Source organism: Pseudomonas medicaginis (genome assembly GCF_965119365.1).
Classification (GTDB): Bacteria; Pseudomonadota; Gammaproteobacteria; order Pseudomonadales; family Pseudomonadaceae; genus Aquipseudomonas.
In genome coordinates this window covers 1802539-1827617 of the sequence record NZ_OZ221631.1, presented here as the reverse complement: position 1 = coordinate 1827617, position 25079 = coordinate 1802539, and the positions used below count along the sequence as shown (strand labels likewise).

24 protein-coding genes, 1 tRNA gene, 2 pseudogenes and 1 riboswitch are annotated in these 25079 nt (G+C 61.1%); of the genes and pseudogenes, 22 read left to right on the top strand and 5 right to left on the bottom strand.

The window, feature by feature from the left end:
- Position 1: 1 nt before the first annotated feature.
- Together ACMTA2_RS08125 and ACMTA2_RS08120 are read left to right on the top strand one after the other, a co-directional pair.
- A complete protein-coding gene (locus tag ACMTA2_RS08125) occupies positions 2 to 1516 on the top strand; it encodes a tripartite tricarboxylate transporter permease (protein ID WP_413794441.1) in 1515 nt (504 codons plus the stop codon).
- Positions 1509 to 2546 carry an AbrB family transcriptional regulator gene (locus ACMTA2_RS08120; RefSeq protein ID WP_413794440.1) on the top strand — a complete coding sequence of 346 codons (1038 nt, stop codon included), beginning with the start codon at positions 1509 to 1511 and terminating at the stop codon, positions 2544 to 2546. The genes ACMTA2_RS08125 and ACMTA2_RS08120 overlap by 8 nt, the downstream gene beginning before the upstream one ends.
- Positions 2547 to 2655: 109 nt before the next feature.
- Here the strand turns inward: ACMTA2_RS08120 and ung are convergent, their stop codons facing one another.
- Entirely contained in the window at positions 2656 to 3348 is a 693-nt protein-coding gene (gene ung, locus ACMTA2_RS08115; protein ID WP_413794439.1) for a uracil-DNA glycosylase, read from the bottom strand.
- Between the two features lie 131 nt (positions 3349 to 3479).
- On the opposite strand from ung, the gene dspII reads away from it, so the two are divergent.
- A complete protein-coding gene (gene dspII, locus ACMTA2_RS08110) occupies positions 3480 to 4592 on the top strand; it encodes an enoyl-CoA hydratase/isomerase DspII (RefSeq protein WP_413794438.1) in 1113 nt (370 codons plus the stop codon).
- Positions 4593 to 4772: 180 nt separating this feature from the next.
- On the opposite strand, the gene ACMTA2_RS08105 is transcribed toward dspII, so the two are convergent.
- Positions 4773 to 5162, bottom strand: a complete 390-nt coding sequence (locus ACMTA2_RS08105) for a hypothetical protein (RefSeq protein ID WP_413794437.1) — start codon at positions 5160 to 5162, stop codon at positions 4773 to 4775.
- Positions 5163 to 5465: 303 nt separating this feature from the next.
- A riboswitch (guanidine-I (ykkC/yxkD leader) is annotated at positions 5466 to 5567 on the top strand.
- A gap of 60 nt (positions 5568 to 5627) precedes the next feature.
- On the opposite strand from ACMTA2_RS08105, the gene ACMTA2_RS08100 reads away from it, so the two are divergent.
- The 15 genes and pseudogenes from ACMTA2_RS08100 to ACMTA2_RS08030 all read left to right on the top strand — a co-directional run bounded on the left by ACMTA2_RS08100 (position 5628) and on the right by ACMTA2_RS08030 (position 20902).
- Positions 5628 to 6695, top strand: coding sequence for a putative urea ABC transporter substrate-binding protein (locus ACMTA2_RS08100; protein ID WP_413794436.1), 1068 nt, complete (start codon positions 5628 to 5630; stop codon positions 6693 to 6695).
- 15 nt (positions 6696 to 6710) lie between these two features.
- The gene (locus tag ACMTA2_RS08095; RefSeq protein ID WP_041021088.1) at positions 6711 to 7526 is read left to right on the top strand and encodes an ABC transporter permease; all 816 of its coding nucleotides are present in this window, start codon (positions 6711 to 6713) and stop codon (positions 7524 to 7526) included.
- Positions 7523 to 8311: an ABC transporter ATP-binding protein gene (locus ACMTA2_RS08090; RefSeq protein WP_413794435.1), complete on the top strand. Its 789-nt coding sequence runs from the start codon at positions 7523 to 7525 to the stop codon at positions 8309 to 8311. Before ACMTA2_RS08095 ends, ACMTA2_RS08090 begins: the two co-directional genes overlap by 4 nt.
- 13 nt (positions 8312 to 8324) lie before the next feature.
- Entirely contained in the window at positions 8325 to 9050 is a 726-nt protein-coding gene (locus ACMTA2_RS08085; RefSeq protein WP_413794434.1) for an urea amidolyase associated protein UAAP1, read from the top strand.
- Positions 9051 to 9061: 11 nt separating this feature from the next.
- Positions 9062 to 9703 carry an urea amidolyase associated protein UAAP2 gene (locus ACMTA2_RS08080; protein ID WP_175386944.1) on the top strand — a complete coding sequence of 214 codons (642 nt, stop codon included), beginning with the start codon at positions 9062 to 9064 and terminating at the stop codon, positions 9701 to 9703.
- A gap of 283 nt (positions 9704 to 9986) precedes the next feature.
- Positions 9987 to 13628 carry an urea carboxylase gene (gene uca / locus ACMTA2_RS08075; protein WP_413794433.1) on the top strand — a complete coding sequence of 1214 codons (3642 nt, stop codon included), beginning with the start codon at positions 9987 to 9989 and terminating at the stop codon, positions 13626 to 13628.
- Between the two features lie 22 nt (positions 13629 to 13650).
- Positions 13651 to 15429 carry an allophanate hydrolase gene (gene atzF, locus ACMTA2_RS08070; RefSeq protein ID WP_413794432.1) on the top strand — a complete coding sequence of 593 codons (1779 nt, stop codon included), beginning with the start codon at positions 13651 to 13653 and terminating at the stop codon, positions 15427 to 15429.
- Between the two features lie 350 nt (positions 15430 to 15779).
- A pseudogene (locus ACMTA2_RS08065) lies at positions 15780 to 16391 on the top strand (GGDEF domain-containing protein); the annotation flags it as partial.
- Positions 16384 to 16602, top strand: a complete 219-nt coding sequence (locus tag ACMTA2_RS08060) for a cysteine-rich CWC family protein (protein ID WP_122566052.1) — start codon at positions 16384 to 16386, stop codon at positions 16600 to 16602. The pseudogene ACMTA2_RS08065 and the gene ACMTA2_RS08060, both read left to right, overlap by 8 nt.
- A gap of 35 nt (positions 16603 to 16637) precedes the next feature.
- Complete coding sequence (locus tag ACMTA2_RS08055; RefSeq protein ID WP_413794431.1) at positions 16638 to 17330, top strand: pseudouridine synthase; 693 nt, start codon at positions 16638 to 16640, stop codon at positions 17328 to 17330.
- Between the two features lie 309 nt (positions 17331 to 17639).
- Complete coding sequence (locus tag ACMTA2_RS08050) at positions 17640 to 18524, top strand: alpha/beta fold hydrolase (protein ID WP_413794430.1); 885 nt, start codon at positions 17640 to 17642, stop codon at positions 18522 to 18524.
- Between the two features lie 162 nt (positions 18525 to 18686).
- A tRNA-Gly gene (locus tag ACMTA2_RS08045) sits at positions 18687 to 18760 on the top strand.
- 126 nt (positions 18761 to 18886) lie between these two features.
- A complete protein-coding gene (locus ACMTA2_RS08040; protein WP_413794429.1) occupies positions 18887 to 19447 on the top strand; it encodes a hypothetical protein in 561 nt (186 codons plus the stop codon).
- Positions 19448 to 19724: 277 nt separating this feature from the next.
- On the top strand, positions 19725 to 19892 hold the full coding sequence (locus ACMTA2_RS08035) for a hypothetical protein (RefSeq protein ID WP_413794428.1): 168 nt from the start codon (positions 19725 to 19727) through the stop codon (positions 19890 to 19892).
- A 710-nt stretch (positions 19893 to 20602) separates the two neighbouring features.
- Entirely contained in the window at positions 20603 to 20902 is a 300-nt protein-coding gene (locus tag ACMTA2_RS08030; protein ID WP_014337003.1) for a DUF3077 domain-containing protein, read from the top strand.
- 297 nt (positions 20903 to 21199) lie between these two features.
- Here the strand turns inward: ACMTA2_RS08030 and ACMTA2_RS08025 are convergent, their stop codons facing one another.
- Positions 21200 to 21679, bottom strand: a complete 480-nt coding sequence (locus ACMTA2_RS08025; protein ID WP_413794427.1) for an Lrp/AsnC family transcriptional regulator — start codon at positions 21677 to 21679, stop codon at positions 21200 to 21202.
- Positions 21680 to 21823: 144 nt separating this feature from the next.
- Between ACMTA2_RS08025 and ACMTA2_RS08020 the strand changes: the two genes are divergently transcribed.
- From ACMTA2_RS08020 to ACMTA2_RS08010, 3 genes and pseudogenes are all read left to right on the top strand, one after another.
- On the top strand, positions 21824 to 22453 hold the full coding sequence (locus ACMTA2_RS08020; protein WP_413794426.1) for a LysE family translocator: 630 nt from the start codon (positions 21824 to 21826) through the stop codon (positions 22451 to 22453).
- A 290-nt stretch (positions 22454 to 22743) separates the two neighbouring features.
- A pseudogene (locus tag ACMTA2_RS08015) lies at positions 22744 to 22919 on the top strand (type II toxin-antitoxin system HicA family toxin); the annotation flags it as partial.
- Positions 22920 to 22959: 40 nt separating this feature from the next.
- Positions 22960 to 23370 (top strand): type II toxin-antitoxin system HicB family antitoxin, encoded by a 411-nt coding sequence (locus tag ACMTA2_RS08010; protein WP_058543061.1) that lies wholly within the window; start codon positions 22960 to 22962, stop codon positions 23368 to 23370.
- 131 nt (positions 23371 to 23501) lie between these two features.
- On the opposite strand, the gene ACMTA2_RS08005 is transcribed toward ACMTA2_RS08010, so the two are convergent.
- Positions 23502 to 23648 (bottom strand): hypothetical protein, encoded by a 147-nt coding sequence (locus ACMTA2_RS08005; RefSeq protein ID WP_413794425.1) that lies wholly within the window; start codon positions 23646 to 23648, stop codon positions 23502 to 23504.
- A 176-nt stretch (positions 23649 to 23824) separates the two neighbouring features.
- On the opposite strand from ACMTA2_RS08005, the gene ACMTA2_RS08000 reads away from it, so the two are divergent.
- Positions 23825 to 24229, top strand: coding sequence for a low affinity iron permease family protein (locus ACMTA2_RS08000; RefSeq protein WP_413794424.1), 405 nt, complete (start codon positions 23825 to 23827; stop codon positions 24227 to 24229).
- Between the two features lie 95 nt (positions 24230 to 24324).
- Here the strand turns inward: ACMTA2_RS08000 and ACMTA2_RS07995 are convergent, their stop codons facing one another.
- A complete protein-coding gene (locus tag ACMTA2_RS07995; RefSeq protein ID WP_413794423.1) occupies positions 24325 to 24828 on the bottom strand; it encodes a DUF4142 domain-containing protein in 504 nt (167 codons plus the stop codon).
- Positions 24829 to 25079: the final 251 nt, after the last annotated feature.

Genomic DNA, 25079 nt, shown 5'->3' with positions numbered 1-25079 from the left:
TATGGATACCCTGAATTATCTCGGCCAGGGTTTTGGCGTTGCACTGACCCCCTACAACCTCGTCACGGCACTGACCGGCACCTTGATTGGCACCGTGGTCGGCCTGCTGCCGGGCCTGGGCCCGATCAACGGCGTGGCGCTGTTGATCCCGATTGCCTTCGCACTGGGGCTGCCGCCGGAATCGGCGCTGATCCTGCTGGCCGCGGTATACCTGGGGTGCGAATACGGCGGACGCATCAGCTCGATCCTGCTCAACATCCCGGGTGAAGCCTCCACCGTAATGACCACCCTCGACGGCTACCCGATGGCCCGCCAAGGCCTGGCTGGAGTGGCGTTGTCACTGTCGGCGTGGAGTTCGTTCATCGGCGCGTTCATCGCCACCTGCGGCATGGTGTTGTTCGCACCGCTGCTGGCCAAATGGGCGATTGCCTTCGGGCCGGCGGAATACTTCGTCCTGATGGTGTTCGCCATTGTCTGTCTCGGCGGCATGGCCGGCGACCGCCCCCTCAAGACGTTCATCGCGGCACTGATCGGCCTGTTCCTGTCCAGTGTCGGGATCGATGCCAACAGCGGCGTCTACCGCTTCACCGGTGACAACATCCACCTGACCGATGGCATTCAATTCGTCGTGCTGGTGCTGGGCCTGTTCTCCATCAGCGAGATCCTGCTGCTGCTGGAGAAAACCCATCGCGGCCAGGAAGCGGTGAAAGCCACCGGGCGAATGATGTTCAACTTCAAGGAAGCGGCCTCGGTGTTCTGGGTGAACGTGCGCTGCGGTGTGCTCGGTTTCATCATGGGCGTACTGCCTGGCGCGGGTGCGACCCTGGCCAGTGCCGTGGCCTACATGACTGAGAAACGCATGGCCGGAGCCAGTGGCACGTTCGGCCAAGGCGACAAGCGTGGCCTCGCGGCGCCGGAAACCGCCATCGGCGGCGCAGCCTGCGGCGCACTCGTACCGATGCTGACCCTCGGCGTTCCCGGCTCGGGCACCACGGCGGTGATGATCGGCGCACTGTCGCTGTACAACATCACCCCCGGCCCGTTGCTGTTCCAACAACAACCGGACATCGTCTGGGGCCTGATCGCGTCGTTGTTCGTCGCCAACATCATGCTGGTGATCCTCAACATCCCGATGATCCGCATCTTCACCCGCATCCTGGCGGTGCCGAACTGGGCGCTGGTACCGGTCATCGCAATCATCACCGGGATCGGTGTCTATGCGGTGCATGCCACCACCTTCGACCTGTTCCTGATGATCGGCATCGGTATCTTCGGCTACATCCTGCGCAAGTTCGAGTTCCCGCTGTCGCCTGTATTGCTGGGTTTCATCCTCGGTGGTCTGATGGAACAGAACCTGCGTCGTGCGCTGTCGATCTCCAACGGTGCGCTGGAGATCCTCTGGTCCAGCCCGATCACCTTTGGTTGCTGGATCCTGACGGCGATCATGCTGTTCCTGCCGTTGCTGCGAATCTGGCGTCGCCGCGCCGCACAACGTCGCGCCCTGGCCAATGTCTGAAACAACCTTCAGGCATTGGTGGGGAACACCGCTGGTCGGTCTGGCCGGCGGTTACTTGGCCAGCCTGATCGGCTGGCCTTTGCCCTGGATGGTCGGCTCGTTGCTGGCGATCATCCTGGTGCGCTGCCTTACGCCGTGGCAGTTGATGGAAATCCCCGGCGGCCGTAAATGCGGCCAATGGGTGGTGGGCATCGGCATCGGCCTGCACTTCACCCCGATGGTGATGGAGCAGGTCCTGAGCCACTTCGGCCTGATCTTCTTCGGCGCGCTGATCACCAGCGTGTCCAGTGTGGTGAGCGTCTGGCTGATGCGTCGCACCGGCGAGGACCGCGCCACCGCTTTCTTCTCCAGCATGCCGGGCGGTTCCGGCGAAATGGTCAACCTCGGAGCCCGCAACGGCGCGGACCTCAGCCGTGTTGCGGCGGGCCAGAGCCTGCGGGTGCTGGTGGTGGTGCTGTGCGTGCCGGCGGCCTTCAAGTACCTGTTGGGCGAAGGCCCCCCAATGCAACATGCCACGACGGTGGACTGGCTGTGGCTGGCGCTCCTGTTCCCGGCGGGCGCCCTGCTCGCCTGGGTCTGGGAGCGCTTGCGCCAACCTAATCCCTGGCTGTTCGGGCCGTTGCTGGTGAGCGCGGCGGTGAGCGTCGGTTGGGACCTGCACATAGGCCTGCCCAACGGCGCCAGCCAGGTCGGCCAGTGGTTGATCGGCAGCGGATTGGGTTGTCATTTCAACCGGCAGTTCTTTCGTCGGGCGCCGTCGTTCATGGGGCGTACCCTGGTCGGCACGGTGTTGACGATGCTGATCGCCACACTTGCAGCCCTTGGCTTGAGTACCTTGACCCATCTGGACCTGCGTTCGTTGACGCTGGGCATGATGCCTGGCGGTATCGCGGAAATGAGCCTGACGGCGGAGACGCTGCAACTGTCGGTGCCCTTGGTGACGGCATTGCAGGTGATGCGGTTGCTGTTCGTGCTATTTCTGGCCGAGCCGTTGTTCAGGTATTGGATGCGCAAGCCGAATTCGGCCTGATGGTCCGCGGCGCCTTCATCGCGAGCAAGCTCGCTCCCACAGGGATTTGTGTTGCCCTTAACCCTGTGGGAGCGAGCTTGCTCGCGATGGAGCCCTCATTGCCGACCGTTCAAACTGGCGGCAACCGCCAATCAATAGGCGCCTCGCCATGTTGCTCGAGGAACTTGTTGGTCCGACTGAAATGCCCGCACCCCAGAAAACCCCGATAAGCCGACAACGGCGACGGATGGACCGAGGTCAGCACCAAGTGCTTGGTGGCATCGATCAGCTTCTGCTTGCTCTGGGCATGGGCGCCCCATAACAGGAAGACCAGGTTCTGCTGGTGTTCGCTGACCACTTCGATGACCCGGTCGGTGAAATGCTGCCAGCCCTTGCCTGCGTGGGCGTTGGCGTTGGCACGCTCCACGGTCATGGTCGTGTTGAGCAGCAACACGCCCTGGTCGGCCCAGCTTTGCAGGTAACCGTGATTCGGGATGTCGATGTTCAGGTCGCGCTTCAATTCCTTGTAGATGTTGACTAACGACGGCGGTGTCGGCACGCCCGGCTGCACCGAAAAGCACAAGCCGTGGGCCTGGCCCGGGCCGTGGTACGGGTCCTGGCCTAGAATCACCACCTTGACCTTATCCAGCGGCGTGGAATTGAGGGCATTGAAAATCAACGATGCCGGTGGATAAATCTCCTTGCCGGCGGCGTACTCACTGCGCAGGAACTCACGCAACTCCGTCATGTAGGGCTGGTCGAACTCGGCACGCAGTGCCTGCTTCCAGCTCGGTTCGAGTTTGATACGGTCGTCAGCAGTCATGGTTGCATCCAGCAAAAACAATGGGCGCACCCTAGGAAAGCCTACACAGCTTGTCAATTGATCTGACGCAGAACCGGCACTTTCCTACGCAGCGGTCATACTGAACATTCAAATTTCTGATCGAGGTCACGATGAATCTGCACTTCGAAGAACTCACCGGCATCGACGGTGCCCGTATCGGCATCGCCACCCTGGACGCCGAAAAATCCCTGAACGCCCTGTCCCTGCCCATGATCAACGCCTTGCGTGATCGTCTTGATGCCTGGGCCCGAGAGCCGCAGGTCGTTTGTGTGCTGTTGCGGGGCAATGGCGCCAAGGCCTTCTGTGCTGGCGGTGAAGTGCGCAGCCTGGTGGAGGCCTGCCGCGCTCATCCCGGCGAAGTACCGCCGCTGGCGGCGCAATTCTTCGCGGCGGAATACCGCTTGGACTTCAACTTGCACACCTACCCCAAACCCTTGCTGTGCTGGGGACACGGCTATGTCCTGGGCGGCGGCATGGGATTGCTGCAAGGCGCCAGTACCCGCATCGTCACGCCAAGCAGCCGCCTGGCCATGCCCGAGATCAGCATCGGCCTGTACCCGGATGTCGGCGCCAGTTGGTTCTTGTCGCGCCTACCGGGCAAGCTCGGGCTGTTTCTCGGCCTGACCGGTGCCCACATGAATGCCCAAGACGCCATCGACCTGGGTCTGGCCGACCGTTTTTTGCTGGATGAACAACAGGACGACCTGATCGAAGGCCTGCTGCAACTCAACTGGCAGGAGCAGACCGAGATGCAGCTCAACAGTTTGCTCAAGGCTTTGCAGCAGGAGGCCATCACCCAGCTGCCCGAAGCCCAATGGCTACCGCGGCGGCCGCAAATTGATGAGTGGCTGGATGTCAGCGACGTGGGTTGTGCCTGGAAAGCCCTCAGCCTGCTGGTGGAACACCCTGATCCGCTGATCGCCCGGGCCGCCAGGACCATGACCGAAGGCTCGCCGTTGACCGCTTATCTGGTCTGGGAACAGATCGCCCGGGCCCGGCATTTGTCCCTGGCCGGCGTGTTCCGGATGGAATACACCTTGAGCCTCAACTGCTGTCGTCATCCGGAATTCAGCGAAGGCGTGCGCGCGCGGCTGATCGACAAGGACCACAAACCCCGTTGGCACTGGCCGGACATCAACCATGTGCCCGAAGCGGCGGTCGAGGCGCACTTCCACAAGGCATGGGAAGGCCGGCATCCGTTGGCGGATTTGTCCAACGAGTAACGAGCCAGAAAGAGTGCCCTGTGGGAGCGAGCTTGCTCGCGATAGCGGTATATCAGATACCTCAATGTCGGCTGACACGACGTCATCGCGAGCAAGCTCGCTCCCACAAGGGTTATCCCATCGGGTTTATGGCAGGCACAAAAAAGCGGCGCTTTATGCGCCGCTTTCTGTTGCCTGAAATCAGCGGTGACCGCCCCTTCCGTCATGACCACCGCGTCCTCGATGATCACGCCCGCCTCGACCCCGTCGGTCGTCATTCCAACCACCCCGGTCACGGCCGTCCCAGCCACCCCGATGTGGATAAGACCGATACGCCGCTCGCGGTGGCGAGTAGTAGCGTGGGCCCTGCTGGTAGTAGCGCGGTGCCGAGTAATAGCGCGGTGCCGGTTGGTAATACCGCGGGGCGTAATAGCCACGCGGAGCCGAATAATAGCTCCCGCCACCGTAATAGACCGGCGCCGGTGAGGTGTAGACCTCGGAACGGTAGTAGCTCGAATCTCCGTCGTAATAAGGCACGCAGGCCGAAAGAGTCAAACCGAGAAACGCAATGAGCAGCAGTCGTCGATACATGGCGGCCTCCTGGACCGCGGATGGGCCACATCAGCGACGCTGATAGGCGGCAGTCAACGTTGTGTGACTGACGCATATTCAGACAGCAAAATCGGAATCTGGTGCGATGTGGCAACAACTGGAAACATGTCGCTCGTCGCCCTCTTCCGGTGCGCGACGGCACCACAAGCATGCACAAATCCGCCCTCAAACATCCCTCCTCAACACCCACGCTCTCTAGCCCGGGCCTTTGCCCGAATTGGCACGGCTCTCGCTTTAACAATTCCGTGCAGGAGTCATCACAGGTTCGCGGCACCACAATTTGCAATGGCTGACTAGGGTTCCGGCTCGCCTCTGGCGAGTGGCTGGTCCGAGAGTTGGCGACCTCCAGTTGAGGTTACACGGCGGGACAAAAGCCCGGGAGACAAGCCACCGTTCGCGGTGCCGCGTTGCTCCTGTCCGCCCTTGATCAACTGGAGAACCACCATGCTCAAGCTTCGTCTGTCCGCCCTGCTCCTCGCCGCCCTTTCGGCCCTCGCGAGCTTCTCGTCCACCGCCGCCCAGAAAGACCACTTCAGCGTCTGCTGGACCATCTACGCCGGCTGGATGCCCTGGGAATACGCCGGTAGCCAAGGCATCGTCGATAAATGGGCAAAAAAATACGGCATCAAGATCGATGTCGTGCAGCTCAACGATTACGTCGAATCCATCAACCAGTACACCGCCGGTCAGTTCGACGGCTGCACCATGACCAACATGGACGCCCTGACCATTCCCGCAGCCGGTGGCGTGGACAGCACCGCGCTGATCGTCAGTGATTTCTCCAACGGCAACGACGGCATCGTCCTCAAGGGCGAAGGCAAGAAAGTCGCCGACCTCAAGGGCATGGACGTCAATCTGGTGGAACTGTCGGTGTCCCACTACCTACTGGCCCGCGCCCTGGATTCCGTTGGCCTCGCCGAGAAAGACCTGAAAGTCGTCAACACCTCCGACGCCGATATCTCCGCCGCCTTCAACACCGACCAGGTCAAGGCCGTCACCACCTGGAACCCGATGCTCTCGGACATCAAAGCCCAGCCAGGCGTGAGCGAAGTGTTCAATTCCAGCCAGGTTCCCGGCGAAATCATGGACATGATGGTGGTCAACACCCAGACCCTCCAGGACAACCCAGCCCTGGGCAAAGCGTTGACCGGCGCCTGGTTTGAAGTGGTCGCCCTGATGAACGCGAAAAACGCCGGCAGCAAGGCAGCGCTGGAGCACATGGCCAAAGCCTCGGGCACCGACCTGGCCGGCTTCCAGGCGCAACTGGACACCACCAAGCTGTTCGCCACGCCCAAGGAAGCCCTGAGCTTCGCCACCAGCGAGCAACTGCCCGCCACCATGGGCAAGGTGGCCGAGTTCTCGTTCCAGCATGGCTTGTTGGGCGAAGGCGCCAAGAGCACCGACGCGGTCGGCATGACGTTCGCCAATGGCGTGACCCGCGGCGACAAGGCCAACCTCAAGCTGCGCTTCGACCCGACCTACGTACAGCTGGCCGCCGACGCCAAGCTGTAAACCGGAGGACCTGGCATGCGCCTGATCAACCGCTACCCGGATCGTCCCAGCCGCTTGTTGCTGGTGATCCTGCCCTTCGCGCTGGTGTTGTTTGCCTACTTCATGGGCTCGGCCGAACGGTTGACGGACAACCCCAACGACAAGCTCCTGCCCAGTGCCGTGCAAATGGCCGATGCGGTCGAACGCCTGGCCTTCACACCAGATGCCCGCAGTGGCGAATACCTGCTCTGGCAAGACACCGCGTCAAGCCTGCGCCGGTTGGCCATCGGCCTGGGCATCAGCGCCCTGGCCGGGTTATGCCTGGGCATGGCTGCCGGAACGCTGCCACTGTTTGGCGCACCGTTATCGCCGCTGCTCACCGTGCTGTCGATGGTGCCGCCGCTGGCCATCCTGCCGATCCTGTTCATCGTCTTCGGCCTGGGGGAACTGTCGAAAGTGATGCTGATCGTGATTGGTATCACACCGTGCCTGGCTCGCGACCTGGAACAACGCGCCCGGGAAATTCCATCCGAGCTGCTGATCAAGGCCCAGACCCTCGGCGCGTCGACCTGGACGCTGATGCTACGGGTGGTACTGCCGCAATTGCTGCCGCGCCTGTTGATTTCCCTGCGGCTGATGCTGGGTTCGGCCTGGCTGTTTCTGATCGCCGCCGAAGCCATTGCCTCCACGGATGGACTGGGCTATCGGATTTTCCTGGTGCGTCGTTACCTGGCGATGGACGTGATCCTGCCGTACGTGGTGTGGATCACCCTGCTCGCCTGGCTGATGGACTGGGGCCTCAAGCGCCTGACCCGGCAAGCGTTCCCCTGGTACGAGGGGGCGAAGGCATGAGCTTCATCACGGTGAACAACGTCTGGCAACAGTACGCCGACCAGGTGGTACTGGAGCGTTTGAACCTGAAGGTCGCCGAGGGTGAGTTCTGCACCCTGGTGGGCGCCTCGGGTTGCGGCAAGTCGACTTTCCTGCGTCTGCTGCTGGGCCAGGAACGCGCCAGCCGCGGACAGATTCTACTGGACGGCGAGCCCTTGGCCGGCGAACCGGATGCCAGCCGGGGCGTGGTGTTCCAGCGTTATTCGGTGTTCCCGCACCTGAGCGTGCTGGACAACGTGACCCTGGGCCTGGAGTTGCCGCGCTCGCCGCTGCTGGGCCGCCTGTTCGGCAGCGCCAAGCGCCAGGCCCGCGAAGACGCCGCGCAACTGCTGGACAAGGTCGGCCTGGGCCATGCGCTGGATAAATACCCGGCGCAACTGTCCGGGGGCATGCAACAACGGCTGGCGATCGCCCAGGCATTGATCATGAAGCCGCGTGTCCTGCTGCTGGACGAGCCCTTCGGCGCCCTCGACCCGGGCATTCGCAAAGACATGCACAGCCTGTTGCTGGAGCTGTGGCGCGAAACCCGGCTGACGGTGTTCATGGTCACCCATGACCTGAGCGAAGGTTTCAGCCTCGGCACGCGCCTGCTGGTGTTCGACAAGGTCCGTGTCGACCCGCACGCCCCCGGCGCCTATGGCGCACGCATTACCTACGACATTCCATTGAACAGCGACCGCCGCACCGCCCGTGCCGCCGTCGACGTCCTGCCCGCCGAACTGGCCGGCACATTGCGTATCGCTTGAAAGGAGTTTTTCCATGACCGACTCGACCCGCTTGTTTACGCCCTTCGCCGAAGAACTGCTGCCCGGCGGCGGCCACCGTTCCTTCGTGCTCAAGCGCGGCCAACTGCTGCGCCTGACCGATCTGCGCGGCGGGGCCAACGTGAGCCTGACGCTACTCAATGCCAACGAAAAAACCGAACGCCTGAACCTGCCCGACAGCCTCAAATGCCAACACACCGCCAAGCTCACCGCCCGCCATTGCCTCTACTCCGACATGGGACGGGTGCTGGCGGCCATCACCGCCGACACCTGCGGCTGGAGCGATAGCCTGGGCGGCGTGCTCTGCGCCGAGGAAGTCGCTGAAAAATACGGTCAGGGCCGCTATCAGGAACTGCGCAACGGGTTCTTTCGCAACGGCACCGACAACCTGCTGGTGGAGCTGGGCAAATGGGGGTTGGGCCTGTCCGACCTGCTGATGACCCTCAACCTGTTCAGCCGGGTCAACGTCGATGAGGCCGGCCACTTTCATTTCGTCGAAGGCCATTCCAAGGCCGGTGATTACATCGAGTTGTACGCCCCGATGGACACCCTGGTGGTACTGACCGCGTTGCAACACCCGATGGACCCGAACCCGCAATACGCGCCACAACCGCTCAAGCTCAGTTGGATGAACGCCGACGCCAGCGTCGCCGAGCACTGCCGTCATTCGCGCCCGGAAAACCAGCGCGGCTTCATCAACACCGACCGCCTGTTCGCCTGAGGATCGCCGCCATGTCACTCGCCATCGCCACCGTACAAAAGCAGCCTGACGCCGCCATCTATCGCGCCACCATCCCCGCCGGGGAACCCTGGCTGGTGGAGGTCAAGAAGGGCCAGACCCTGCGCATCCTCGACCTGGAAGGCAACCAGGCGGTCGATACGCTGTTCTACAGCCTGGCCAACCCAAAGGAACGCTACGACGTGCAACGCACCTTGCGCCGGCAGAACTGCGTTTACCTGAGCACCGGCAGCGTGCTGTATTCCAACCTCGGCCACCCGATGTTGACCATCGTCGAAGACACGTGCGGGCGCCACGACACCCTCGGCGGCGCCTGCGCCCAGGAAAGCAACACCGTGCGCTATGCCCTGGAAAAACGCTACATGCACAGCTGCCGCGACAACTACCTGCGGGCCTGCGCCCACGACGGTCGGCTGGGCAAGGGCGACATCGGGCCGAACATCAACTTCTTCATGAACGTGCCGGTCACCGCCGATGGCGGCCTGACCTTCGAAGACGGGATCTCGGCACCAGGGAAATACGTCGACCTGCGGGCCGAAATGGACGTGATCGTCCTGATCTCCAACTGCCCGCAACTGAACAACCCGTGCAACGCCTACAACCCCACGCCAGCGGAGCTCTTGATATGGAACTGAAACTCACCCGCCTGCGCCGCTGGCTGTTCGCGTTGTGCCAGAGCCGGTCGGGGCAGTGCATCAAGTAACGTCCTGATCCCCTGTGGGAGCGAGCTTGCTCGCGATAGCGGTCTGTCAGTTACATCAAGGTTGGATGTACTGCCGCTATCGCGAGCAAGCTCGCTCCCACTGGGGGACATCCGGGCTTTGGTTTCGCTCACGGGGACGACCCCGTTGGCCATCGAAAACTGCGGGACGGCCCGCATCCCAGTTCAGGCAGCACGCATGCCTGAGGGGTAATGCCATGTTCGAAAAAATCCTGATCGCCAACCGTGGCGCCATCGCCTGCCGCATCCTGCGGACCTTGCGTGAGCTGAAGGTCGAGGGCGTGGCGGTGTATTCCCAGGCCGACGCCGCCAGCTTGCATATCCTCCAGGCCGATGAAGCCCACTGCCTGGGCGAAGGCGCGGCGGCCGGTACTTACCTGGCGGTGGACAAGCTTTTGGCGGTTGCTAGAAGCAGCGGCGCGACCGCGATCCACCCCGGCTATGGCTTTCTCTCGGAAAACGCCGCCTTCGCTGAAGCTTGCGAGGCTGCCGGGATTGCCTTCATCGGTCCGACGCCAGAGCAATTGCGTGTGTTCGGTCTCAAGCACACCGCCCGCGACCTGGCGCGCCGGCACGGTGTGCCGCTGCTCGAAGGCACCGAACTGCTCGACAGCCTCGACGCCGCGCTCTTGGCGGGTACACAGCTCGGCTATCCGGTGATGCTCAAAAGTACCGCCGGCGGCGGCGGAATCGGCATGCGCGTGTGCCGCAGCGCCGCCGATCTGAGCGAATCCTTCGAAGCGGTCAAGCGCCTGGGCCAGAACAACTTCAGCGACGCCGGGGTGTTCATCGAAAAGTACATCGAACGCGCGCGGCATCTTGAAGTGCAGGTATTCGGCGATGGCCTGGGCCAGGTGATCGCCCTGGGCGTGCGCGATTGCTCGGTGCAACGGCGCAACCAGAAAGTCCTCGAGGAAACCCCGGCGCCGAACCTGCCCGAGGGCATGGCCGACGAACTCTGCGCAGCGGCGATCCAACTGGCCCAGGCCGTGAACTACCGCAGCGCCGGCACCGTGGAATTCGTGTTCGACAGCGACGCGGGGCGCTTCTATTTCCTGGAAGTGAACACCCGCCTGCAAGTGGAGCACGGCGTCACCGAGCAGGTGTGGGGCGTGGACCTGGTGCGCTGGATGGTGCAACTGGCGGCCGGTGACTTACCGCCACTGAGCGAGCTGGGCCGAGGTTTGAAAGCCGAGGGCCACGCGATCCAGGCACGCCTGTATGCCGAGGACCCCGGCCGGGATTTCCAACCAAGCCCGGGGCTGCTGACCGCCGTGGAATTTCCCCTGGCCGACGGCAAAGCACTGCGCATCGACACCTGGGTCGAGGCCGGTTGCCAGATCCCGCCCTACTTCGACCCGATGATCGCCAAGGTCATTCGCTGGGCGCCCACCCGCGAGCAGGCACGCCTGGGCTTGTATCAAGCGCTGGACGAAAGCCTGCTGTACGGCGTCGAGACCAACCGCCAATACCTGCAACAGATTCTCCTCGACACACCGTTTGCCAGCGGCCAGCCCTGGACCCGCTGCCTGGAAGCGCTGGTCTATCGTGCCAACACCGTTGAAGTGCTCAGCCCCGGCACCCAGACCAGCGTTCAGGACTATCCCGGCCGCCTCGGCTATTGGGCCGTGGGTGTACCGCCGTCGGGGCCGATGGACAGCCGTTCCCTGCGCCTGGGCAATCGCCTGCTGGGCAACGAAGAAGGTGCGGCGGCATTGGAAATCACCATGAACGGGCCGCTGCTGCGTTTCAACTGCGCTGCCCGGGTGGCGGTGACCGGTGCGGTGATTGCCCTCTCGCTCGACGGTGAAGCGGTGCCGATGAATACACCGTTGTCGATTGCTGCCGGCGCCACCCTCGCGATCGGCAACATTTCTGGCGCCGGGGCGCGCAGTTACCTGTGCCTGCAAGGCGGCGTGCAAGTGCCGGATTACCTGGGCAGTAAAAGCACCTTCACCCTTGGCCAGTTTGGCGGCCACGGCGGACGAGCGTTGTGTACCGGCGACGTGTTGCACCTGGTACCGCTGGACGAGCACACGACACTGCCGCCAACACGCACGCCGATCCTGGAACTGCCAAGCGTGCGGCAGATCCGCGTGATCTACGGTCCCCACGGCGCGCCCGAATATTTCACCGAGCGCTACATCCAGACGTTCTTCGACACGGCCTGGGAGGTGCACTTCAACTCCAGCCGCACCGGCGTGCGCCTGATCGGGCCGAAACCCGAATGGGTCCGCGCCGACGGCGGCGAGGCCGGGCTGCACCCTTCCAATATCCATGACAACCCCTACGCCATCGGCGCCGTGGACTTCACCGGCGACATGCCCGTCATCCTTGGCCCCGACGGCCCGAGCCTGGGCGGTTTCGTCTGCCCGGTGACGGTGATCGAAGCGGACCTCTGGCAGTTGGGGCAACTCAAGGCCGGGGACAAGGTGCGGTTCGTGCCGGTGGATATATTGACCGCCCGCTCACTGGCCCTGAAATGGGACAAGTGTGGGAGCGAGCTTGCTCGCGATAGCGGTCAGTCAGTCACCTCAATACTGGATGTTCCGCCGCTATCGCGAGCAAGCTCGCTCCCACAGGGGATCGCGTCGCCTGTGGTGTTGGATATCGGCCAGGAAGACACGCATCTGGTGGCGAGATTGTCTGGCGACACCCACCTGCTGCTGGAAATCGGCGCCCCCGAACTGGACCTGGTGCTGCGCTTTCGCGCCCATGCCTTGATGCAGGCGTTGGCACACAAGCAACTGGCCGGTGTGATCGACCTGACGCCGGGCATTCGCTCACTGCAAGTGCACTACCAACCCGAGCAAATGCCCCTGGCCGATCTGCTGCGCATCGTCGCCGGTGAATGGGACGCGGTGTGCGCCGCGCAGGACCTGCAAGTGCCGTCGCGCATCGTCCACCTCCCGCTGTCCTGGGACGATCCGGCCTGCCAGTTGGCCATCGAAAAATACATGACCACGGTGCGCAAGGACGCGCCCTGGTGCCCGAGCAACCTGGAGTTCATCCGGCGCATCAACGACCTGCCCAACCTCGATGAGGTGCAACGCACGGTGTTCGATGCCAGCTACCTGGTGATGGGCCTGGGGGACGTCTACCTCGGCGCACCGGTCGCCACGCCGCTCGACCCGCGCCATCGACTGGTGACCACCAAGTACAACCCGGCCCGGACTTGGACCGCGGAAAACTCGGTGGGCATCGGCGGCGCCTATATGTGTGTGTACGGTATGGAAGGGCCTGGCGGCTATCAGTTCGTCGGACGCACGTTGCAGATGTGGAACCGTTATCGAGACGTCGCCGCCTTCGACGGCAAACCCTGGCTGCTGCGGTTCTTCGACCAGATCCGCTTCTACCCGGTCAGCGCCGACGAACTGCTGCGCATCCGTCGGGACTTCCCCCTGGGCCGATTCGACCTGGAGATCGAGCACAGCCAGCTCAACCTCGCTGACTACCAGCATTTCCTGACCCAGGAGGCTGACAGCATCGCCGCGTTCCGCCGCCAGCAACAAGGCGCCTTTGACGCTGAGCGTGAGCGTTGGATCGCCAGTGGCCAGGCGCACTTCGACAGTGAAGAACCGGCTATCGCGCCGAGTGAAGATGCGCAGTTGACTGACGGTCAACTGAGCGTCGACAGCCACATCGCCGGCAACCTCTGGCAGGTTCAGGTGAAGGTTGGCGCTCGGGTCGCCGCCGGTGATGTGTTGGTCATCCTGGAGTCGATGAAGATGGAAATCCCGGTGCTGGCACCCGTGGCCGGGGTGGTACGCGAGGTGCGCGTCCAGCCCGGTTCGGCGGTGCGCGCCGGACAGCGCGTCGTGGTGCTGGAACGTGACTGAACTCAATCAAAGGATTAAGACCATGAACCTTTCGCTTCGCTTGGACGACCTGCGTAATGCCTACCGCAGCGGCGAACTGACGCCTCGGAAATTGCTGTTGGACCTGCGGGAAAAAGCCGCGGCGCTGAACCCGGACTATCACCTGTTTATCCACCTGCTGACGGCCGCGGAACTGGAACCCTACCTGGCCGCGTTGGAAGGCCGCGACCTGGAGAGCCTGCCGCTGTACGGCGTACCGTTTGCCATCAAGGACAACATCGACCTGGCCGGCATTCCAACCACCGCAGCCTGTCCGGCATTTGCCTACGTACCGGACCGTTCGGCCACCATTGTCGAGCAGTTGCTGGCACTGGGCGCGATCCCCCTGGGCAAGACCAACCTCGACCAATTCGCCACCGGGCTCAATGGCACTCGCTCGCCCTACGGCGCCTGCCGCAACAGCGTGTTGCCCGACTATCCGGCAGGCGGTTCGAGCGCCGGCTCGTCGCTGGCCGTGGCCCTGGGCGTGGCAAGTTTTGCCTTGGGCACCGACACCGCCGGTTCCGGTCGGGTGCCAGCGGCGCTGAACAATCTGGTGGGGTTGAAGGCCACCCTGGGGTTGATCTCCACGGCGGGCGTGGTTCCGGCCTGTCGTACGCTGGACTGCGTCACGACCTTCACGGCGACGGCCAAGGAAGCCAGCCAGCTCTTGGCGCTGACGGCCCGTCCAGACCCTCGTGACGACTACAGCCGCCACAATCCGCAGTGGAACGATGGCACCGCGTTCGGCACGCCCCGGCGCTTTCGCTTCGGTGTGCCGCGCCAACAGGACCTGGCATTTTTCGGCTGTCCTGAAGGCCCGCAGCTGTTTCTGGATGCCATTGAGCGTCTCGAACGTCTGGGTGGCGAAGCCGTGGAACTGGACCTGTCGCCGTTCCTGGAAGCGGCGCGGCTGCTGTATGAAGGCCCGTGGGTGGCCGAACGCTACAGCGTTGCCGGCCCATTGATGGAGCGCGAGCCCGACGCCGTACTGCCCGTCATCCGTGCCGTATTGGCGAAAGCACCTACGGTAGATGGCGTACAAACCTTCCGCGCCCGCTACCGCTTGCAAGCGCTCAAAGCCCAATGCGACCGGGCCATGGACGCGCTCGATTGCGTACTCACCCCGACCATCGGCCGGCCGGTGACCCTCGCAGAACTGGCCGCCGAACCCGTGTTGCGCAACTCGGAGCTGGGTTACTACACCAATTTCATGAACTTGTTGGACTACGCCGCCGTCGCCATGCCCAGCGCGTTCATGGCCAACGGTTTGCCCTGGGGTGTGACGCTGTTCGGTCGAGCCTTCACCGATCAATACCTTTTGAGCGTGGCCGATGCCTTGCAGCGTCAACAGGACAAGACCTTGCCCGTTCCCGTCCATCCGGCTCGCCATGATCGGGCGCGACTGGTGGTATGTGGCGCACACCTGGACGGGTTGGCGCTGAACTGGCAGCTCAAGCAACGCGGTGCGCGTCTGATCGAGGCCACCCAAAGCTCGCCGGACTACCGTCTCCATGCCTTGGCCGGTGGCCCTCCCTTGCGTCCCGGCATGGTTCGGGTTCGTGAAGGCGGCGTGGCGATCGAGGTCGAAGTCTGGGAGCTGCCGAGCAGTGAACTGGGCTCGTTCCTGACTGGCATTCCCGCACCGTTGGGGCTGGGCAAGGTGCAACTGGCCGATGGGCGCTGGGAAAGTGGATTCATCTGTGAGTCGTATGGCCTGGAGGGCGCGCAGGACATCAGCCATCTGGGGGGATGGCGGGCTTATCTAACGACCCTTGAGTAAACACAGCCCTGTGGCGAGGGGATTTATCCCCGCTGGGCTGCGCAGCAGCCCCAAAACCTGTCGGCGTGGTGTATCAGACAGAATGCATTGGGGCCGCTTCGCGGCCCAACGGGGATAAATCCCCTCGCCACGATCTTGCAAACCGGCAAATCCGAATGTCTTTTCCCACAAGGCCACTAAACTGACTTCATTGGGTCTGTGCCAAGGGAATCGCCATGTCGCTCCGTTCGCCGTTGTATTCCCAGCGCAAGCCGCTCCTGGCGGTGGTGGCGCTGCTCGGTACAGGTTTCCTGATCATTGCGTTGCTGGGTTATTACGCAGCCCATGCCTCTGTGCGTGACCACATGCTCAAGACGCTGTACGTGAACCTGCTGATCGGCGTGCTCGTGACGCTGGCGGTCCTGGCCATTCTTTGTCAGCTGATCAACAACTACCAACAGCGCATCGACGCCCAGGCCACCCTCGACAGCCTGACCGAATTGCCGAACCGTCGTGGCTTCGACCTGCTGGCCGTGCAAGCCCTGCACGAAGCCCAGCGCGAGCCCAAACCCTTGACGGCGCTGCTGGTGGAGCTGGACGACTTCAAACGGCTGGACACCACCCACGGTCACATCGCCACCGACCAACTGCTGACCGCGTTCGCCCGCGACCTGACCCAGAGCCTGCGGCATTCGGACATTGTCTGTCGCTGGAGCGCCGAAGCCTTTGTCATCCTGCTCAAGGACACCGATGGACAGACCGGTCTGAAGATCGCAGAGAAAATTCGTCAGCACATCGAAAAGCAACGCTATTTCTGCAGCGGCAAACAATTGCTGATCACCGTCAGCCTCGGCCTCACCACCTTGCAGGATGAAGACACCTTGCACAGCCTGCTGTCGCGGACCGATCATGCGCTTCAACGCGCCCGACAAACCGGGTGCAACCGAATCTGCGTGGAAATGCCTCACTCCAGTTATGAATAAACCCGATCTTTGCCCGGCCTGCGGCGGCACCAACGACTGCACCCTGGCCGACCCACGAACCGCCGACCGGGCCTGCTGGTGTTACGGCGTGAGCATCGACCCGGCCGTGCTCGAAGCATTGCCAGCCGAGCTGCGTGATCAGTCCTGCCTGTGCCCGCGCTGCGCCCAGGTCGAAGCCCAGTTGCGCGCCAAGCCCCAGCCGATCGCGTAAGATGCCCACCCTCCGCTGCCCTGCCTGAACTGCCCATGCGCGTCGACCGTTTCCTCAGCAATCTGCCGCGATTCAATCGCCAACAAGTGCGCCTGTTGCTGGTGGAGCGCCGGGTGAGAATCGACGGCCAGACCGTCAACGATCCCCATGCACCGGTACGTGAATTCAGTCGCGTCGAAGTCGACGACGAAGTGCTGCAGGCCGGCCGACCGGCGCGCTACTTCATGCTGCACAAGCCGCCCGGCTGTGTCAGTGCCACTCGCGATCCGCAACACCCCACCGTCCTCGACTGGCTGGACGAACCGGACAAGGACGACCTGCACATCGCCGGACGCCTGGATTTCAACACCACCGGGCTGATGCTGATCACCAATGACGGCAGTTGGTCACGGCGCCTGACCCAACCGCAGACCAAGCTGCCCAAGGTCTACTACGTCGAAACCGAGCAAACCATCACGGCTGAATACGCCGACACCTTCGCCCGGGGCCTGTACTTCGCCTTCGAAGACCTCACCACTCAGCCAGCCGAACTGACGTTGCTGGGGCCAAAATCAGCGCGACTGAGCATCGTCGAAGGGCGTTATCACCAGGTCAAACGCATGTTCGGCCACTTCGATAACAAGGTGCTGCGCCTGCACCGCGAGCGCATGGGCCCGCTGATGTTGGACCCTCATCTCGAGCCGGGCCAATACCGCGCCTTGAGCCTTGAGGAAATCCAGCTCATCTGATCCCGCTACCGCTGGGCAGAAGTGTCGAACAATTTTCCGACAGGTACTTGCGCAACGGTCGCCCCCCTGCTTGAATCAAACCGTCGGCCGAAATGTGACCGATGAGTCACCACATACTTCCAAGAAACTTTTTGCCGCCGGGAACCCTCAGGTTCCGCCTTGTGCGCTCGGCAAACTGCCCACCATAACAACACCCGTCGACCATTTTTTCGGATCGACATGGGCCTTATCTTCCAGGCGTATGCCTACCTGTCACATTGCCCGTGCAATCTCATTGCGCGCATACCCGCTTGCCAGGAGTCTTATGACATGAGGCCAGAAATCGCTGTGCTGGATATACAGGGTCAGTATCGGGTTTACACGGAGTTCTATCGCGCAGACGCCGCACAAAAGACCATCATTCTGGTCAACGGCTCGATGGCCACCACTGCGTCGTTTGCACAGACCGCCAAAAACCTCTACCCGCAATTCAATGTCGTGCTGTACGACCAGCCCTACGCGGGCAAGTCCAAGGCTCACAATCGTCACGAGAAAATGCTGACGAAGGAGATCGAAGGGCAGATCCTCCTGGAGCTGATCGACCACTTCGCCGCCGAGCACGTGCTGTCGTTTTCCTGGGGCGGCGCCGCCACGCTGAGCGCCCTGGCCCATCGGCCAAGGCGCATCGAAAAAGCGGTGATCAGCTCGTTCTCACCGGTGCTCAATGCGCCGATGCGCGACTATCTGGAGCGCGGCGTGGATTATCTGGGCAGCCTGGACGGCGACCGTGTCGGGCATTTGGTCAACAGCACCATCGGCAAACATCTGCCGCCGCTGTTCAAGCGCTTCAACTATCGTCACGTCAGCAGCCTGGCCGAGCATGAGTACGGGCAGATGCACTTCCACATCAACGATGTGCTCCACAGCGACCAGCAGTGCTACGTCAATGCGGCCAAGAAAATCAACGTGCCGGTGCTGTTCCTGAACGGTGAATGGGACGAATACACCTCGGCCGCCGATGCCAGGCTCTTCGCTAACCACGTCGAGCACAGCACCTTCAGCACGCTGCAAGCCACCGGGCACTTCCTGGACATGGAACACAAAGCCGCCTGCCGCGACAGCCGCAACGCCTTGCTGGGGTTCCTCACACCGGAACGCCAAGAAAGCCGACCGCGCTATAGCTACGTGCAGGACTACCATGCACTGGCCATCTGAAACCGAGTCCTGGCGAGCAAACCCCGTCCTGCGCCTTCAGCAACGGGGCTTGCCCGCCAACGACCGCTCTGGTTTGAGGCTCGCGTAGACGACTGACCGCACGTTACGTGAAGAAAAACTTCAAATCCGTGCCCACATCTGGTACAAAGTCAGCCGCTCTGAGCGGGTGTCGTATAATGGCATTACTCCAGCTTCCCAAGCTGATAACGAGGGTTCGATTCCCTTCACCCGCTCCAATCGAATTCTGCTCTCGCGTCGTATGTTTTTTGACGGGGGATTAAAAAACCGGCTCTTGGTGGCCGGTTTTTTTTGGTCTGGAATTTTGTGGAATTTCCCCCGAGTACCTATGAAGGAGAGCAAGGATGCACCTGATTGACTCATATCTGCCTGCGTATCAGTTCAGTGAATTGCATACCGTGGACATCCCCGTAGACCCTTCCCGTGCCATGGCGGCAATCCTCGCCCACCGCCCCGAAGACGACCGTTTTTTTCGGTATGCAATCAAGCTTCGCGAACTCCCCATGCGCCTGCTGGGTCGATCTCGGCACCCAGGGGCTGATCAACGCGCTTCATTCGGCATGGATAACTTCACGTTGCTTCAGCGTAACGGCGACGTAGAGGTCGCTTACGGGCTCGCCGGCAAGCTGTGGAAAGCCGACTACGGCCAAGTCGTTGTCGCGGATGCCAAAGCGTTCGAGCTATTCAATGAGCCGGGGAATGTGAAACTGGTCATCAGTTTCAACTGCCAGTTGCTACGATCGGGCCTGACGAGGGTCACCACGCAGACACGGGTACATTGCCTCGACGCTGATGCGTTGCGAAGTTTTACATCGTATTGGTATTTGATTCGTCCGGTCAGCGGGCTTATCCGTCGGCGCATGCTGAAGGCTATTGCGAGACGTTGCGCAGCAGGCGCTTTTTAAATTCTTCATCGCCATACATATCTGCTGTCACCAAGAGACGCTCAAAATTGAGCCATTGACTGAGGCGGATCTCTGCGTCATGTCATGTGACGCACATCTCGATTCATCACCTACTAGAGTTTGGCAAGGATCTACATGTCGATCTGCTTGTGAAGCACATTGATAATTCTGGACGCCTTTACAAGGCTGGCGTTGACAAGATCGACTACCATATCCCCGAGAAACATACGCGACACGAGCTGATGGCCATGCTTGGGATAAATGACGGAGCAACTCCATGTTTACCATGAAACTCGGATCCACAAAGGAGTCCACGAGCCCATTCGCAGACTTCATTCGTAATGCGAAATCGGAAGAAAAAAAACGCGTCTACAGTGAAGTGCTGACCGAAGCTACCAAAAAACAGAATGAAGTGATGTTGGCTGCACGTGCAAGACAAGCCTGATCACGTTACTGGATTCCAAAACTGCCCGGCCTAACGCCGGGCTTTTTCATTCTGTCGTTAACCTGCTTTTCACGCTCTGGCGCCTACGGGCTCGTCGGCAAGCTTTGGAAAGCCGACTACGGCAAACGAGATTGCACAACCTCAACACCGGGACCGTTGAAGGAAAGGTAGACAATAGTACTGAGAATAAATGAGTCCCGTGGCGAGGGAGCTCGCTCCCGCTTGAGTGCGAAGCGCTCACAAGAGGGGCTGCTGCGCACCCCAGCGGGAGCAAGCTCCCTCGCCACGTATCGCATGGCCCCCGGAAGATTTGTAGGCAAAATCCGAGAATTGCGTAGGGGGCGCGCTTACTTGGCTTTTCGGCGAGTTTTCGCCTTGTTGTCCTTCCCCTTCGATGGCTACTCTCCAGACGTCGCTGCAATCAGCGATCGGGCTTGGAAACCCGTGAGTCACGAAACCGCACGCCTCATAAGTGCAGGGGTAGTTTTACGCCTGTAAACTTGTGTTTTTGGCGGCTGTGCGTGGGACGCCTTTGGGCGTGCCGGTTTCCTTGACTCCCGGTTTCCAACCTGCGCACAGCTGCCACCCATTCGCTTGGAACGAAAGTGGCAGCTCCAGACGTCAAGGAGCTAGACAATGCACAGCAACTCGTTTTTCGATCATTCGTTCAACTCTCGGCCCCACTGCCTCGTCATCAACGGAGGCAGGCCATGAACGAAAACACTGAGCTAAAAACCATCGGCTACACCCCCTTCAACTATTCCGCTGATCGAGCACTGTTCCGTGTCAACGGCGGCGTCCCCATCCAAGAGGCATTGGAACGGGCGTCAGATCTTTTGCATCTCGCTCACCGGCTTGCCGAAGACGCGGCGTTTGAAAAGAGCACCGACCGCTACGCCTGGGCTGCGCACTTTTTGTTGGAGATGAGCAAGGCGGTGATTGATGACGTTGTGAAGGTCATTACGCCAAGGCCGGCGGCTGAGTCCAAGAAAAAATCCGAGGCGCAGTAGATCGACAGTAAGTCCTGAGAATGGGGACATAGGGAACCCCATCCGATAGACAGCGCTAAGCCCTGCTTCTTTCGCAGCGGGGCTTAGCAATACCGAGGTCCCTAGGAGCTCACGCATGGGAACCGTTCGAAAAACCATCACCGTGGCCAATCAGCCCATCCAGAGACATAAGGCTGAACTGAAGACTATTCGCTCGGTCCTTGAAGACGGTGAGTCCAGCGGCCCCTCGCCCATTCAACCCCGACGCATTCAAACAGCGAATGTTACTAGTACGTGGGTAAATCCCCATCGTAAAAACTATTCAGCCCCAGGCAAATGCCCCAACGGCAACGCCCCCGGCGTCTTCACCGTATGAATCGCAAAATTGCTCCGAATGTCACTCACCCCCGGCAACTTCAGCAACCGCCCGGTGAGGAATCGGTCGTAGGCTCGCAGATCCGGCACCACCACTTGCAACAGAAAATCCGATTCGCCTGAGACCAGGAACGCCGAGATCACTTCCGGCAATGCCGTGACGGCCTGGCGAAACGCTTCGGCTTGTTCGTCGTTGTGCCGTTCGACCTTCACACCGACAAAAATCGTCAACCCGAGCCCCACTTCGTCGCGGTCGAGGACGGCTTGATATCCGCGAATCACACCGGCTTCTTCGAGCATCCGCACACGGCGCAGGCAGGGTGACGGGGACAGGCCGATTTCTTCGGCCAGTTGCACATTGCTCAGGCGGCCGTCCCGTTGCAGCGCGGCGAGGATTTTGCGGTCGAAGGTGTCCAGTTTCATGGATTGGCAGATTCCGATTGAATAGCACGAATACATGGCAGGTTATGCCAACTAGCAACGCTTTAGAAGCTGACTTTGCAACCACCTGCCCTGCCCCTCCGCCATAGACTTGGCACTTGCGAATCGTCGATCAAGGGGTGTGGCATGGCAGAGCTCTGGTTGTTCCTGATGGCCTTGATGGTGGTCTACGTATTGCCCGGGCCGGACATGATTCTGCTGCTGCAAACCGGTGCCCGTCAGGGCAAGGGCGCGGCGCTGGCGACGGCGGTGGGCCTGGGCGTGGCCCGGGGATGTCATGTCGCGCTGGCCGCATTGGGGCTTTCGGCATTGTTCAAGACTGCGCCCTGGACCTTTGACGCAGTACGCCTGGCCGGGGCTGCCTACCTGTTATGGATCGGCTTTCAATGCCTGCGGACCACGTTGCTGCCAAGTTTTGAAGGGTCCAGTGTCGAGGCCGGAAAGCGGCGTTGGTATCAGGCGATTCGGCGTGGGCTGCTAACCAATTTGCTTAACCCCAAGGCGCTGCTGTTTTGCTCGGTGTTGTTGCCGCAGTTTATTGATCCACAGGGCGGACCGGTGTTGGGACAGTTTGCGACCCTGGGTGTGGTGTTGGTCAGCGTGGGTTTGTTGTTCGATAGCGCCTACGCGTTGGCGGGTGTCGCGCTTGGGCGCTGGCTTCAGCGCTCCCCTTCGGCCCAGCGTGTTCAGCAATGGGTGTTTGGGAGTCTTTTGATTGGGTTTGCGGTGCGGCTGACGTTTGTGCAGCAGTCCTAGTGCCTGGGGATAAGCTGATCGGACTGGCACTTGGAGCAAAGCGACTGTGCTGATACAGGGGCTGCTGCGCAGTCCAGCGGGAGCAAGCTCCCTCGCCACACAAGCATTACGTCCCGCTTCACATCCCGAAATAAACCCGCCCCGTCTCGCTGCCGCCCTTGTGCGACGCCGCTTCTAGACTTCGTTGCGATGACCGCGCAAACCTGCCGAGGTCACCTTCGGTGGTTATAGTGTTGATCATTCAATTTCAGTAGGTATAGTACCCACCAAGCACACCACACGGAGGTGTTGTGAATAGCCGATTCGTGATAAGCCAAATCATTGCGGACGGTTGGTATCTGGTGCGGGTTCGGGGCAGTCACCATCACTTCAAGCACCCGACCAAACCGGGATTGGTCCGGTTCCTCATCCAAAGAAGGACCTGCTCAAGAAAACGGCCATCAGTATTTTGCAACAGGCACTGCTTCAGCCGGCCCGTTGCGCGACGTTCCCGGAGGACGATGAATATGCTTTACCCGATTGCGATTTCCATGGGCGATGACAAACACGCCTGGGGGGTTGAAGTGCCGGATATTCCCGGATGCTTTTCCGCAGGCGATGACTTGGACGAGGCCATGGCGATGGCGCGTGAGGCCATCGAGGGGCATTTCGAGATTCTGGCTGAAGACGGCTCGCCGATTCCCCCAGCCAATACTGTCACCCTGCACGCAGCCAATCCGAAATATGCCGGTTGCACCTGGGCACTGGTGGACATCGATGTGACCAAGTACCTGGGCAAGGCGCAGAAACTCAACATCACGTTGCCCGGCTACCTGCTCAATCGTATTGATGAATATGTGTTGCACCATCCTGAAGAGAAGAGCCGCTCCGGCTTCCTGGCCTCGGCGGCACTGAAGGTATTGCAACAAGGCCGGTGAGCCCCCCTGTGGGAGCGAGCCTGCTCGCGATAGCGCCCTGTCAGCCAACATGGATGCTGTGGTCTGACGCCATCGCGAGCAAGCTCGCTCCCACAGGCGTTGCAATTGCCCCACCGATGGCTGCGAGCCGTCTATTTTTTCTCCGCCCCGGACTCCTGCATCTGCACCGAAGACTTGGTGCCGTCGGTGTTGTCCTTGGTCTCATTATCCGAGTTGTCGAAACAGCCTTGCAGGGCGAACAAGCAGCAGGCGAGGCAAAAAGTGCGGGCGAAATTCATGATGTACTCCGAGGCCAAGGGCTTTGAGCAGTGACCTGCGAAAGCGGCAATGGTTGCGCCTGTCATCGTGCCGGACGATGAACGTCGACGGACGTTGGCGACTGAAATGTAAGTAGAATTTTCACCGCCTCGTTGCTGTCACACCAGACAGGTGCATCCATTTAGGAAAAACGGCAATGACGTTCGCAAAAGTCGCTCAAAAACTGGCCCTATGGGCGGGGAGCCCCAAGACATTTCTGGGGGCCATCGTGTTATTGGCGCTGTGGGCTGCCAGCGGGCCTCTCTTCGGCTTCAACGACACTTGGCAATTGATCATCAACACCTCGACCACCATCATCACCTTCCTCATGGTGTTCCTGATCCAGAACACGCAGAACCGCGATACGGACATCTTGCATCTGAAAGTGGACGAATTGCTGCGGGCGACCAAGGATGCCCAGAATGCAATGCTCGGCCTCGAATCGCTGGACCTCAAGCAACTCGAGGCGCTGCGCAGGCACTACCTGGACATGGGCAAAGACGAGGCCAAGAGCCTTGATGGCCTGGAGCAAAAGAACAAGATCGACCTGAACCAGTGCTGATGCCTATGCACGAGTGGTGTCAGACTTTTTTCGGCGGGCAAAAGCAACCGGGGCGCTGACGCCCCGGGCCTGAACGTCAAACCAAGTGCGGCTGTTCAACGGCTGGCCTGCAGCGCCCTGGCCATTTCGAGATGGGTCTGCAGTTTAGGCAGGGTTTCATCGGCGAAGGCCTTGATCTCCGGCACTTCGGTGGTCTGGGCCTGCTGCTGGATTTGCGCGATGGCCTCCTCGGTAGCCTTGACCTGGGTGGCGGCATACGCGGCTTCGAACGACTCGCCCTCCTTGACCTGTGGCATCAACGCCTTGGCCTTGTCAGCCACCTCCTCCCGGGGGGCGACAGGCAAGTCGAGCTTCTTGGCGATCTTCGCCAGATGTTGATTGGCGGTGGTGCGGTCGTTGATCACCATGATGGTGTAGTCCTTGACCTCCCTGGATTCGGCTTTTCCGTGGGCCATGCGACTTGTCTCGATGTCGGCCATGCCCTTGGCGGAAGCATCGTTGATGAATTCGGCAGGCGATTGGGCCCAGGCACTGTTGGCGCCCAGGCCTATCAGCACGACGACACTGGTGGTGCGAAAAAAGCTGGCCATACGGCTCATGGTCGCGCCCTCCTCTGATAAAAGTTCCGGCGGGTTATCCACCGTTGAATAAGAACCAGCCATGAATACTCATCGAGACGTCCGACCCGGCTTTCGACGGTTTCTATCGACGGTCATGAGGGTGGTTCTCCCACTTCTGCGACCTGCTTCGGACACCTTCGTTCGATCGTGAGCAATGTTTACCGGATAAATATCCCTTGAACCGGCACGATCCAGACCTCCCTATTCGTGAATGCAGGGCGCGCAGAGCC